The 13064-nt window shown below is 39.4% G+C and carries 11 protein-coding genes; 4 read left to right on the top strand and 7 right to left on the bottom strand.

Annotated elements, in window-relative coordinates; translation table 11 throughout:
- Window positions 1–100: 100 nt before the first annotated feature.
- The 7 genes from def to G7Y45_RS10645 all read right to left on the bottom strand — a co-directional run bounded on the left by def (window position 101) and on the right by G7Y45_RS10645 (window position 7426).
- Window positions 101–655 (bottom strand): peptide deformylase, encoded by a 555-nt coding sequence (gene def, locus G7Y45_RS10675; protein WP_165015386.1) that lies wholly within the window; start codon window positions 653–655, stop codon window positions 101–103.
- 35 nt (window positions 656–690) lie between these two features.
- The gene (gene ruvX / locus G7Y45_RS10670) at window positions 691–1107 is read right to left on the bottom strand and encodes a Holliday junction resolvase RuvX (RefSeq protein WP_005809030.1); all 417 of its coding nucleotides are present in this window, start codon (window positions 1105–1107) and stop codon (window positions 691–693) included.
- Window positions 1108–1228: 121 nt separating this feature from the next.
- The gene (locus G7Y45_RS10665; protein ID WP_005776469.1) at window positions 1229–2347 is read right to left on the bottom strand and encodes an OmpA family protein; all 1119 of its coding nucleotides are present in this window, start codon (window positions 2345–2347) and stop codon (window positions 1229–1231) included.
- 60 nt (window positions 2348–2407) lie between these two features.
- A complete protein-coding gene (locus G7Y45_RS10660) occupies window positions 2408–3157 on the bottom strand; it encodes a YjbH domain-containing protein (protein WP_032530687.1) in 750 nt (249 codons plus the stop codon).
- Window positions 3158–3226: 69 nt separating this feature from the next.
- The gene (locus G7Y45_RS10655) at window positions 3227–4303 is read right to left on the bottom strand and encodes a DUF3869 domain-containing protein (RefSeq protein WP_005776467.1); all 1077 of its coding nucleotides are present in this window, start codon (window positions 4301–4303) and stop codon (window positions 3227–3229) included.
- 10 nt (window positions 4304–4313) lie between these two features.
- Window positions 4314–5561, bottom strand: coding sequence for a hypothetical protein (locus G7Y45_RS10650; protein ID WP_005776466.1), 1248 nt, complete (start codon window positions 5559–5561; stop codon window positions 4314–4316).
- Between the two features lie 722 nt (window positions 5562–6283).
- Entirely contained in the window at window positions 6284–7426 is a 1143-nt protein-coding gene (locus tag G7Y45_RS10645; RefSeq protein ID WP_005809037.1) for a site-specific integrase, read from the bottom strand.
- 381 nt (window positions 7427–7807) lie between these two features.
- On the opposite strand from G7Y45_RS10645, the gene G7Y45_RS10640 reads away from it, so the two are divergent.
- The 4 genes from G7Y45_RS10640 to G7Y45_RS10625 are packed head-to-tail and all read left to right on the top strand — an operon-like array spanning window position 7808 to window position 12974.
- Window positions 7808–8752: a hypothetical protein gene (locus G7Y45_RS10640; protein ID WP_165015384.1), complete on the top strand. Its 945-nt coding sequence runs from the start codon at window positions 7808–7810 to the stop codon at window positions 8750–8752.
- 10 nt (window positions 8753–8762) lie between these two features.
- Entirely contained in the window at window positions 8763–10985 is a 2223-nt protein-coding gene (locus tag G7Y45_RS10635; protein WP_005809040.1) for a carboxypeptidase-like regulatory domain-containing protein, read from the top strand.
- A gap of 50 nt (window positions 10986–11035) precedes the next feature.
- Window positions 11036–11839 carry a YjbH domain-containing protein gene (locus G7Y45_RS10630; RefSeq protein WP_005776460.1) on the top strand — a complete coding sequence of 268 codons (804 nt, stop codon included), beginning with the start codon at window positions 11036–11038 and terminating at the stop codon, window positions 11837–11839.
- 13 nt (window positions 11840–11852) lie between these two features.
- On the top strand, window positions 11853–12974 hold the full coding sequence (locus G7Y45_RS10625) for an OmpA family protein (RefSeq protein WP_165015382.1): 1122 nt from the start codon (window positions 11853–11855) through the stop codon (window positions 12972–12974).
- The last annotated feature ends 90 nt before the right edge of the window (window positions 12975–13064 follow it).

The raw sequence follows: 13064 nt of genomic DNA, 5'->3' as shown, positions 1-13064 counted from the left end.
TTGCAGGATATTTGAAATGCAGTCCTGAAAAAGTAATGGGTAAAATTGATTTATATGATCAACTTTACCCATTGCTTTTTATTCGAAAATCTCAGGTATATCATTTCACCTGCTTCATCTTATAGGAGCTACGAGCCTTTCCTTTCAACATCGTATTCAGTTTTCCTTTTATCATTTGTTTACGCAAAGGAGAAATGTGATCTATGAACATTTTCCCGTCCAAATGGTCAAATTCATGCTGCATAACCCGTGCCAGAAACCCTTCTACCACTTCGTTATGCTCTACAAAATTTTCATCCATATATCGTACGTGAATCTTACTGCCTCTCTTTACAGACTCGTGTATGCCGGGCAGACTAAGACATCCTTCTTCCATGGATACTTCTTCACCCTCCACAACATCAATATGTGCGTTTATATAAGCCTTACGAAAATCCTTGTATTCAGGATAATCTTCTGAAAGCACATCCAGGTTAATAACAACTACGCGGACAGGTAAGCCAATCTGAGGAGCGGCAAGCCCTACCCCATCGGCATGATCCATCGTTTCAAACATATTTTCAATCAGATCTTTCAGGTTCGGATAATCCGGCGTGATATCCTCCGCCACCTGCCTGAGAACTGGCTGACCATATACATAAATAGGTAAAATCATATCTTATAATTATTCTTTTTAAATATTCTTTCTTCTTACAAACGTTTGCTTTCCAGATAAGACTGCAAAATAATAGTTGCGCTAATTTCATCGACCAATGCCTTGTTCTGTCTGTCTTTTTTCTTAAGCCCGGCTTCAAGCATCGTACGGTGTGCAAGCACAGAAGTAAAACGTTCATCTACATATTCAACGGGAATATCAGGCAAACGTTTTCTTAACGAACGTACAAAAGGCTCTATATTTTTCATATTTTCAGAAACCTCATTATTCATCTGCTTCGGCAAACCTATAATAATGCGTTCCACCGGTTCCTGTTTTACATAATTGGTTATGAAATCCAGAAGTTCATGACTTGGTACAGTTGTCAGCCCGTTAGCGATAATCTGCATCGCATCACTCACAGCTATTCCTGTACGTTTTCGCCCGTAATCTATTGCTATTATTCTACTCATATTTGGAGTGCAAAAATACGATTAAAATTTGGATTATTCCCTATTTAACAAACAAAAAGGGTATCCGTTGTGCGGATACCCCTTCCATTATTTATCGGGCTATTGCCTCAATAAAGTTGTATTATTCCAGAATCACAACGCGGTTCAAGAAGTTCTTGCCAAACATGTTGGCAGTTCCACCGAAGCCTACCAGTTCAAGCTGATCCTTGCTTACACCTTCTTTAATAAGTGCATCGTAAACAGCCTGTGCACGAGCTTCAGACAACTTCTGGTTCCACTTGGCGCTACCGGTAGCTTTATCTGCATAACCTGCCACCTTATATTTCTTATCCGGATTAGCCTTTAGGATCTTAGCTGCCAACTGAATATTAACCATACCATAGTCGTCAATCTTAGATTTGCCAATCTGGAAGAAGATAGCACGAGGTCCGGCTACTTCAACTTCCTTCACAACTTCTTTTGTTACAGGTTTCACGTTAGCCAACGCGTTCTTGGCATCAGCCAAGTCAGACTGAGCCTTAGCCAGTTCGCTTCTGTAACGATTCAGTTCTTCATTGATAGCATTCTGGTCTACCTGAGAACCACAAGATACGAATCTCTTGCCACCAAATGTATAAGTTACACCTGCAGTCAGAGAAACAGCGCCGTCGGTATGGGCAGAGCTAATATTACCGAACGGAGAAGGAGAAACCTCGCCTCTTGCTTCAATGTTGATATCTAAATACTTATTGATATTGAACTGTCCAGCCAAACCAACAGAACCGTTGATCAGTGCATTTACTTTATCCTGATCGCCATAAGCTTTGGCAAATGTCAAACCGGGACCTGCAAAAACAGAAACTGTGAACAAACGGTCCGGATTGTAACCGCCAATAGCATTCGACAAGTTAAACATACCGTCCGCACGCAGAGTGAAGTAATGTTTATTCTTACTCTTAATATAAGTATCGGCAGGTTGTCCGTAGTTAGAATACAAGGTAGTCCATGCGCCAGCCACCTGACCACGGATACCCCAAACCGGATTGAACAGTTTACCAACTGACACATTGATCAGCGGAGTTATGGCTTTACCAAAGCCATAATCAAAGTTGTCCGGGTTTACACAACCCTGAGCGCCAACACCTACACTCACAAAGATATTGTCCTTAAAGCTTTCGCTATAGAACGTCTCTTTAGTCTGAGCAGTAGCTGCAGTAGCACCGGCCAACAATAAAGATAATATTACTAATTTACTTTTCATTGTTTTTTGTTTTTAAATATTTCAACTCTTTTAGTTTCTTATTTGCTCCGACCATTCTGCTTACTTCAAATAAATCTTATATGTAAGCCCGCCGGTAAAATATTTCATTCTTTGCAATTCTACCTGCGCATGCAAATGGTTGAAAAGCAAATAGGTAGCACCAAACGCGAAGTCCTTTGCATCATATTCTGCGATTACTGTCAGATCAGGAGCAAAAGATGGAGCATAAGTGAGCCCTCCGGCTAATCCATTCAAGTGGTAATCCACTCTTCGGTTGTACAGATATGACAGATGCACACCTATCTTCTCCTTTCCAACCGGGATATGCTTGGTGGCTGCGACATAAAAACGGCAAAAATAGCCATTACCATCGGCAGAACCTACTTGCCCATCGCCTGACTCAGTATAAGGATCAGAAGTTCCCACTACAACAGCCGGCATGTGCTTCCACAATTGTCCTTCTTTCAAAACTCGCAAACGGGCAGAAAAATATCTGTCCTGATTCGTAAACTTCTTCTTTCCAACTTTCCAGTCAATCCCTATAGTCTGCGACTGAAACAGCGTACATGTATAGGCTATTTCGAGCCAGGGAAAGATAGTCACGTTCAAAAAGTAATTATACGTATGGTAATCCCATGTAGGAGGAGTTATCTCCTTATTTAGAAAATTTCCACCGATCATCACTGTCTTATCCCGTTGCATTTCTGCTGACGGAGCATGGAGCAGACCGGTAGTTCCGTACGTCAACTGAGCCGAAAGTGCCAAATGACAGCAAAGGAACAAGCCCATAAGAAGTATCTTTTTCATCATTACCTGCAGTTTCTATACTTTCGGTTCAACTCGTACTTTTTAATTCTCAACAATTACTTTTACCTCTGATTAGTCGTTAGATCCACCACCGGCGTTCGGGTTGAAGCCGTGAGAGTCATGAGAATCGTGAGAATCGTGGCTGTAATAGTTAGGATAGATCATTACGCTGTTCTGGTAAGAAACGATACCTTCATAATATTTGCCAGAGATCAGGAATGTCAGCTTCTTAGAAACCAATTGTCCTTTAACTCTATAGCCAATAATACCATAACCGCTCAATACGCTGATTTTAGCATAACCAACCTTCTGTACGAAACCGGCATTCTTATTCAAAGCTTTAGCAGCATTTGCAAGGAAAGCAGCCTGAATATCAGTAGAAACAGCGCCTTCTGCTCTTGTTGCAGGAGCAGCCACTTCTTTTACATCACCTGTAAGTTCACAACCTTCATTGTAGAAGTAAGGAACCAAGATAGCGGCATCTTTAACAGAGTTTGCAAATTCAAACGGAGTAGTAACCAAAATCGATCCATCAGCCTGAGCCTCAGCAGTAGTAGCTCCAGTAGTAACGTCACCGGTCAACTCTTTTGTAGTTTCCAGACCAGCCTTTTCCTCAGCTGTAGCTGTTGCGCCATCCCACATATTCTTAACTGTTTCAGCAGAAGGTTTAGCTTCTTCAGCTGCTTTAGTTACCAATGCTCCGGCTTCAGATTCAGTAACATCAGTCTTAGGATCAGTCGGAGAAACTACCGGAGGAATAGTTGCTGCTTCAACAGAAACCAAAGCAACGTCTACAGTAGCAACACTTGTCTGGCCGTCACTAACCTGGTTCAGGTATACTTGTCTTGTTACAGAATAATAACCGGTTGCAGAAACTTCCAAGCTATATCCTTCTGCTTTATAAGTAACTTCTTTGTTGAATGTAGCTCCAACTGATTCGCCACCCAATGTAACTTTAGCAGTAGTCAAAACCTGACCTGTAGTTGCGTCAGTAATAGTACCGGCAATATAATACTTTGCAGGGGCTGGTTTTGTTGCTTCATCAACTTCTGCTTTCTCGTAGCAGCTTGTAAACAGTGTACCGCAAACTGCCAAAACGGCTAACGCTAACTTAGCGCCATTACCGAAAAATTTACTTTTCATTTTCATCTCAATAAAATTAAAAATTTAATAATTCTGATTTTACAAAATATGGATTAAAACTATTATCATTCATTACATTATCACTTGCCTGAGAGTTATACCCTTTACCATATATACGTTCATTACCCGCATTATATTGGAATCCGAAATTATTAGGCATTACTCTTGGGATATACCCCTTTCTCTTATATTTGTATGGAGGCAAAGCTATCTGAAACAAGAAACCTCCATTCAGTCCTTTATTACCTGCATGTTGCACTTTCATTCCATAAAAGCCAATAGAGGCATAGCGAAAATGGCGAACCATATCAAAACGGACTCCATATTCTTCCTCCAAATATCGCTCTCCTTTTAAACTAAACTGTGTATTGTATTTCGGCCAATAGAAATTAGCTCCGATAGAACCGGTCAGAGTCCATTTGGTACCATGATAAAAGGCCCAATCTTCAAAATACCCTCTTCCGGTATACCCGATGCGCGCATCTACTGAAAAGCGCTCATCTTTAAAGAAGTGTTTTGCTTTTAAATCACCTCCCCAGCGAAACTTATTAAAAAATCCGACTGAGGCTGTCAGAAATGTGCGTTGAGGCAAACGCACAGTCTGTGACAAAGTCACAAATCCGGGACGGATCTGCTTATACCTTTGACCATAATCATTATAGATAGGGAAAATCACTTGTCCGGTCAGTTTCATTCCCTTCCACAAAGAAACTTCTATGGCAGGAGAGACATTAACCACAATTTCATAGACCTTAGACAAAATATAGTTTCTGAATAATAATTCCGGATATACCACTATATCTACCTTAAACAAAGAACTGTTTTGCTTCTTAATACGTCTTGCTTGCTTCCATCCTTCTCCCAAATCATAACTTACATTCCAGTCGGCCCGATTTGCTTCAGCAATACTATCTCCTTTCATCGGCTGATAATAGAGAGATATCTGAGGTATATTATTGTCCAAAACTATTAACCTACATGGCTTATTTTCGGGTAAACCCATCTTTTGAATCAAATCAACAGCTTTACCTATTCCGACTCCTTCAAGACGATAGGCTGAATTCTGTATCACAAAAACCCGTTCCTCATTATCTTCTGTCCACCCTACATTCTCAAATCCCATTTTCACCAGTGCGTCAACAGTAGCCTCTCCTGTTTGACATACACCTTTTAAAGGGAGTAAACAGAATGATATGAGTAAAATTCTGAGCAAAGTAGCGTCAATTGTTATGTTTTTCCTCATGTAAGGGCTTTTGTGATTCATTTGTTTGCTTTAAAACTTATGTACCCTAAAAATTATAGATACAAAATATGGTGCAAAAATAGACACAATTTTAATAATACCAAAGAGTTTTACATGTTTTTTCGCAGATTTGTATCAGTTTTTTTTCATTCGAACTCCTGCTTACTTAAAAATAGACCAGAAAAACCATTTATAATCTTAAATAATATCCATCATATATTTTAGAATCACTAATAGAGCAAGTTATATAAATAAAGAAATGATAAAATAAAATAGAAATATATATTAATACTAAATTTCCAATAAAATACCGCTATATTACAAATTTACTAAATCCAGGTAAAATCAAGTAGTAGCTAATCTAACCAAATCACAATTATTAACAACTAAAACAGAAATGCATCGGCAAGACCAGTATATATATAATAATGTATTCATATATTAATATAAACCTACTATATAAAGCAGTTGAATTAACAATGTTAACTACAAAAGCAGCCAATTATATTCTTAGATTTACGAAGTTAACCTTATGTATTTACGAAGTTAATATCTTGGGTTTACGAAGTTAACTTTAACACAGTGTTAAAGTTAACTTCGTAAACCCAAGATATTAGTATTTAATGTCACTGTTTGTCAACATCTTATGTCTTATTAGCTTTTTATCGTTACTCCACAACATTCAGGCATAAGATTGAGGTTCACATTTTCGCAACTACATACCCGAACGATTTATCACCCTCTCAAGTTATATCCGGAATCAGATCAATAGCTTTCTCTTTACTTTCATCTACTATCTTGGCATATATCTGAGTTGTTTGAATGTTAGTGTGTCCCAGGAGTTTGGACACGGTATAAAGATCAGCCCCAAGAGTAATCATCATCGTAGCATGAGTATGGCGTGCCGAATGAAATGTGATATGTTTTTGAATACCGGCTTTAGCAGCCCATCTTGGCAATATCTCATTGGTCCTTCCTAAACTGATCAGTCCTTTGAATACTTTCTCTGTATCCTGAGCCTTCCCACGGACCGGGAGTTGTTTTAAAGCTTCATTACTCAAAGGAAGCGAAAGGATTTCCTGAGTTTTCTGCTGTGTCATATGCAGTTCTATTTTCCCTATCTTATTTTTTTTCAGATTTCCCCATGTAAGTGCCACTATATCACTATGTCTCAACCCACAAAAACAACTAAATAGAAAAGCCCTCTTCAAAGTCTTATTATGAAAATCCGTTTGCGATAATGTTTTAACTTCATCAATAGTTAAAAAGGCCCTTTCGGTTCTTTTACGTTTAGGTTTTTCCTCTTTTTTTATCTTATCCATCGGGTTTGAGATTATAATTTCATCAATTATGGCACTATTAAGGCAATAATGAAAAACTTTATAATAATATACCTGAGTATTGGCATTTATATGCTTTATACTTTTGCAATGCTTCTGAGTTGCAGTTTTCAAGTACTCAATAAAGCCGAGTATATACTTTTTATCTATCTGCCTAAGCTTAATACCTAATTTATCATAACGCTGGAGATGATATATCAAAGTATACATAGACACTTTTCTTGAAGTTTTTTCTATATCCCTGTCTGCCAAATACTTTATATAGTCTATCAGTGTTATATCCTTTTTCTCTTTTTGATGGTTAAAGCCATATATTCCATTCTGCAATTCTACAATTCTTTGAGCTTTCACCGCATTAGCAAGCTTCATAGTACTCTGATTTAAATCTTTGTCTTCCCGCGTATGCTCAGGTATTATATATAACTTTAAAAACTCATATTGTCTCTTTCCATCTATATATATATCTAAATATATAGACTCACAACCATTCGACAGACACTTGGTTCTAATTCTAACCGGTTCTTTAATCCTTACTTCTTTTTTCATATTATTTGTTTGCATGTTATTAGTTATAAATATAGACATTATTCCGTTATAAGTAACAAACAGGTAACAAAAGTCTCAGAAAAAAGATTTCTAAAGAAAAATGATTAGACGATATCCGCCTGCAGAATTCAAATAAACATCTGTTTTTTAGCTACTTATCAATTTCACAAAGATTCTTTATGAGTCTTAATTAAAGTAGCAGCTCGGTAACATACATACTTCATGAAAGTAAAGATCAATCAAAATCATAATAAACCAGGCAAAAGCAACATTTGCATAAAACACTATATATCAACAATCTAAAATCAAACAACAAGCAAAACCATATTATGCAAAACCATATATCGATTTCCCGAAAGAAAGCCATGTCGAATTATCGTTTTGAATAACAACGTTCCTCAGATTTCTCTTTATTATCAGCCATCTAAAAAAGACAGAACCATAGATATTAGCAAACAAGACTGGGAAGTCAGCTATAATCTTGGAAATAGCTGGAACAAAGTAAAAAGGAATAAAAAAAAGAATAGCTCTTTGTATAAAGTAGATATCACAATATATCCGGAATTATCACTAAAAAATCTGGTAATAACGCAAATCTATCAAGTACTTTTCAATTTATCACCCGCCATAGAAGTCTCTTTATGGAGAGGGATGAAATTCACCGCTCAAATGGTGATTCCGGTATACAATGACGGATATGCCAGCAGATACGATAAAGTGCATCCGGGTTTCCTTGAACTATCACAAACGGTTCGTTTACCTTATAACTTATGGGCAACACTGTCTGTAGGTAATTTTAATAATAGCCGATATGGCATTGATTTCAATCTGATTCATCATTTCAACGATGAACGTTTCAGCGTAGAAGGACGTATAGGATATACCGGAACCGGATATTGGGAAGGTTTTACCATGCACTACGGCACAAAGATGCGTACAACATGGTCATTGGGAGGAAGTTTCTATTGGCCCCGCTATAATGTAGAACTAAATGCAAGAGTGGAACAATATCTACTGCAAGAAAAGGCGGTCAGAGTAGAAGCAATCCGGCATTTTCGTTATGCCTCTATCGGCTTTTATGCCATGAAAGCCAAGAATGTAAAAGCCAATGGAGGTTTCCGTTTCCAGATAGCCTTACCTCCTTACCGATATAAACGTAAAGGATATATCCCCCGGATCACACCCTCCAACAATATGGGAATGTCCTATAATGCAGGAAATGAACAATATTACTATAAAACTTATCGGCCGGCACCCGATGACAACATAATGAAGAATAATAGTTTTAATCCATATTTTGTAAAATCTGAGTTATTAAATTTTTAATTTTATTGAGATGAAAATGAAAAGTAAATTTTTCGGTAGTAGCGCTAAATTAGCGTTAACCCTGTTAGCAATGTGCGGTATGTTCGCAAGTTGCTACGAAAAAGATGAGATTGATGTACCTAAAGTGACCGAGCCTACAGCAACAACATATCAAGTTGCAGGTATTGTTGCAGATGCTGAAAGCAATGCTGTGATGGATGGTGTAACGGTAACCAATGTTACAAACTCAAAGTCAATGACCACCGCCGCAGACGGTAAGTATGCTTTGGAAGCCAAAGTAGGAGAAACCAACGTAGTGACTTTTGCAAAGAGCGGCTACAAAACAGTGACAAGCTCTGTATTTGTTACCAAACAGGAAAATGGTTCTATCGTTGCCTATACGATTGATGCCAGAATGGAAAAAGGCAAAGAAACAAAACCGACAATGGATGTAGAATATCAGATTGAAGGTTCCGTATTTGATGCAGAAAGCGGTGAAGCCGTAGCTATTAAAGCTGCAACCATTCCGGGAGTACTGACAGCAACCATCCAGAACGGTAACAAATTCACAATGTCTAACGTAAGTCTGGGTCAGCATACAATCTATATTACTGCTGACGGATACAAACCGACTACTGCCAATGTTGCCATCAGTGAAGTAACAGGTCCGGAAGGCGAAGGTATTTTCATTGCAAAAACTCCGGTAACCGTTTCTATGCAGAAAAACGAAGTAGAGATTGCTCCTAAATATTATCTGTCAGGAAACATCTATAATCAAGATGGTGGTATGGTAACCAAGGCTGAAGTTACACTAAACCTTTCAGGATATGAAACTGTCGCAACTGCTTCCAACGGTTTTTATAAGTTCGAAATTCCAGCCGACAAGATAAAAGGGCTGACTAAAGCAACTGTAACAATCCGCCACAATAGCTATAAAATTTATGTATATACCGCATTTATAGCACCGGAAGGTAATGGTCAGGTATCTAACACCGTAGTCAACGTTACACTGATTCTGAAACCTGACACAGAAAAACCTGCTGATGACGATAATGTATTTATCGGCGGTAACGTAGATATCGAACTTCCAACAGAAAATGCCGTAGAAGCTGCTCCGGAAAAAGCAGAAGGTGAAAAAGTACCGAGCAAGTCTGCAGTAGAAGAATCAATCAACAAGGTATTGGAAGCTACAGGATCGGATATCAAGATCACTCCGGCACAAGCAGAGCAAGTGGTTAACACCATGGAGAAATACATCGCTAACGGAACTTTGACAGAAATCGATAAAGTAGCAGTTCTTCCGATCGAAAAAGAAACTACTTTCGAACTGAAATCTAAAGTGATCGATACCAATAACGACAAAGAAGAGATGGTTACTGACGAAATTGTTCTTCCGGCCAACACAGTGGTTATCTTCACAAGCGGCGTGGCAAGTACTCTGAACATCAGCCGCACCGACGAAGGTAAGGAAGGTGCTTCTATCCGCGAATATGACGGTACTCCTACCGGTACTATCTTCGTTACTCCGATGGAAGTGAAGTTCACACCTGCAGTTGTTGTTGCTCAGGGAGAAACTCCTGAAGTTGCACTGGCTACTCTCTACTTCAACGAAAAGACCAGCACTTGGGAAGCTGAAGAAAACTACGCAACTTATCAAAATGGTGTATTTGTAGGCAATGTTCACCACTTCTCTAAGTTTAAATTCGGTTTTGAAGAAGCTGACAGCCAAGCTGATGCAGAAGCTGCATTAGACACTATGAATTTTGATAAGGCATGCTACACTGAAGGTGAAACAGCTAAAGTAAAAATGGAAATCAACTGGAAGGGTGGCATCAAGTGCGAAAACGGTGCTTCTGTAGAAGAAATCGTTAAGAAAGCTCATTCTTCTTTGACCTCAACCACCATCAAGATGGTTGCTGCTGCTTTGGAAGAAGCTATTAAAGATGACAACGCTAATGTAACTCCGGGAGCAGCCTTTACTACAGATACAAAATTCACATACGAACTGGAAGTGCCCGCTTACACACAGTTGACCGGTTTCAAGGTAACAAGAAACGTTATCAAAACGACTTATACATTACCGTTTGCCGTTTACAACAAAGCGACCAAAGCTATTGAAAAGAAAACAGCTACAGTTACAATCAGCAAGGTTTCTTCAGTAGTAGTGGAAACTATAGAAGCAATCGGTCACGGACATGGTCACGGACACGGTGATGATCTGAATGCCGGTGGTGGTATCATCATCTCTGAATAATTGAGAAAATAAATGTAGTAATTGAAATCATTGAACCGAAAGCGTAGAGAATGTATACAATAAATTTAAAACGAATCTTCATCGTATCGCTATTTATAGCTATCCCCTTTATGCTTTCGGCTCAATTGACCTACGGTACTACGGGATTACTGCATGCCCCTTCGGCAGAGATGCAAAAGGATAAAACAGTGATGCTGGGTGCTAACTTTATGAATAAGGAGATAACTCCTCCGACGTGGTATTATCATACGTACAATTACTACCTGAATGTAACCATTCTACCTTGGATGGAAGTGGCATATACTTGTACTTTGTTCAAGGCAGAAGCTCTTGGATTAAAGCCTTATGGTTACTCAGGGTTCACCAATCAGGACCGGTATTTTTCTCTCAGATTACGGGCATTGAAAGAGGGACAGTTCTGGAAATACATGCCCGCTGTGGTAATAGGAACCTCCGATCCTTTTACCTCGTCCGGTGACGGAGTTGTCGCCCCGACCGAAGGTAACGGATATTTCAGCCGTTTCTATGTCGCAGCCACCAAACATATCCGATTGGGATCAGAGACAATAGGAGTACACCTCTCCTACCTTTATAACAAACGGATAGAATACAAACTGAATGGGATCGCGGCAGGTATCAGCTACAATCCGTCTTTCCATCCGCAATTGAGATTGATTGCCGAATATGATTCGAAAGATTTTGCGTTAGGTGCCACCTATTTGCTTTTCAACCATCTACACGCACAAGTGGAATTACAAAAGATGAAGTACGTTACGGGAGGATTGACACTCCAGTTCCGCTTGTCAGGGAAAAATGGAATAAAAAAGCAAAAACGAAACAAAGAGTTAAAATAAAAAATGAAATAACATGAAAAGTAGAATAGCAATATTGTCTTTACTGTTGACAGGCGCAGCCATCTCCGCCTCAGCCCAGACCAAAGAGCATTATTATAGCGAGAAAGCTAAAGATAATATCTTTATCAGTGTGGGTGTGGGAGCACAGGGATGTGTAAACCCTGACAACTTTGATTATGGCTTCGGACATGCCATAACTCCGCTGATCCATGCATCAGTCGGTAAACTGTTCAACCCTATCTGGGGTATCCGCGGTCAGGTAGCCGGATGCTGGAGCACATTATACTCCGAATACGGCATGCCGGAAGGAGAATATAACAAAATGAAGAATAAAAAGTACTTCACTTTGCGTGCCGACGGATTGTTCAATTTGTCAAATGCCATCGGAGGCTACAACCCCGACCGTTTGTTCACCGTATCAGTGTTTGCCGGTCCGGGACTTACGTTTGCCAAGGCTTATGGCAACCAGGATAAACTGGATGCACTGATTAATGGTTCTGTTGGTCTGATGGGACAATTCAACATCAACAAATACCTGGACATTAATGTAGAGGCAAGAGGAGAAGTTTCCCCTTCCGTATTCGGACGCTATAGCTCAGCTCATACGGATGGCGCTGTTTCTCTGACAGCAGGTGTTACTTACACATTCGGAGGTAAGAGATTCGTATCCTGTGGTGCCCAGGTAGACCAAAGTGCTATTAACGAAGAGTTGAATCGTTACAGAAGTGAATTGTCAAAAGCTCAGTCTGACTTGGCTGATGCTAAGAACGCACTGGCTAACGTGAAACCTGTAACAAAAGAAGTTGTAAAAGAAGTTGAAGTAGCCGGTCCTAGTGCTGTTTTCTTCCAGATTGGCAAATCTAAAATCGATGACTACGGCATGGTTAACATCCAGTTGGCAGCTAAGATCCTGAAGGCTAATCCGGATAAGAAATACAAAGTGGCAGGCTATGCAGATGAAGCTACCGGTAGTGCAAAGTGGAACCAGAAACTATCTGAAGCACGTGCCCAAGCTGTATATGACGCTCTTATCAAAGAAGGCGTAAGCAAAGATCAACTGGAACTCATCGGTTTCGGTGGAACTGCCAACATGTTTGGCAAGAACTTCCTGAACCGTGTTGTAATTTTAGAATAATAGGGTTTCGATTTCCTAATAGAGCGGGAAACAAATTGCTCTATACTTTGAAAAGGTACGTCGCTGAGACGTACCTTTTTTCTTGCCTTG

This window comes from Bacteroides sp. ZJ-18 (assembly GCF_011038705.2).
In the GTDB taxonomy this organism is placed as follows: domain Bacteria; phylum Bacteroidota; class Bacteroidia; order Bacteroidales; family Bacteroidaceae; genus Bacteroides; species Bacteroides hominis.
This window is presented reverse-complemented; position numbering and strand designations above follow the sequence as displayed.

Excerpts from the sequence above, each read along its gene's own strand:
- G7Y45_RS10665 (WP_005776469.1), bottom strand. The coding sequence starts at position 2,347 with ATGAAAAGTAAATTAGTAATATTATCTTTATTGTTGGCCGGTGCTACT.
- G7Y45_RS10650 (WP_005776466.1), bottom strand. The coding sequence starts at position 5,561 with ATGAATCACAAAAGCCCTTACATGAGGAAAAACATAACAATTGACGCT.
- G7Y45_RS10625 (WP_165015382.1), top strand. The coding sequence starts at position 11,853 with ATGAAAAGTAGAATAGCAATATTGTCTTTACTGTTGACAGGCGCAGCC.
- G7Y45_RS10655 (WP_005776467.1), bottom strand. The coding sequence starts at position 4,303 with ATGAAAATGAAAAGTAAATTTTTCGGTAATGGCGCTAAGTTAGCGTTA.
- ruvX (WP_005809030.1), bottom strand. The coding sequence starts at position 1,107 with ATGAGTAGAATAATAGCAATAGATTACGGGCGAAAACGTACAGGAATA.
- G7Y45_RS10635 (WP_005809040.1), top strand. The coding sequence starts at position 8,763 with ATGAAAATGAAAAGTAAATTTTTCGGTAGTAGCGCTAAATTAGCGTTA.
- G7Y45_RS10660 (WP_032530687.1), bottom strand. The coding sequence starts at position 3,157 with ATGATGAAAAAGATACTTCTTATGGGCTTGTTCCTTTGCTGTCATTTG.
- G7Y45_RS10630 (WP_005776460.1), top strand. The coding sequence starts at position 11,036 with ATGTATACAATAAATTTAAAACGAATCTTCATCGTATCGCTATTTATA.
- G7Y45_RS10645 (WP_005809037.1), bottom strand. The coding sequence starts at position 7,426 with ATGAAAAAAGAAGTAAGGATTAAAGAACCGGTTAGAATTAGAACCAAG.
- def (WP_165015386.1), bottom strand. The coding sequence starts at position 655 with ATGATTTTACCTATTTATGTATATGGTCAGCCAGTTCTCAGGCAGGTG.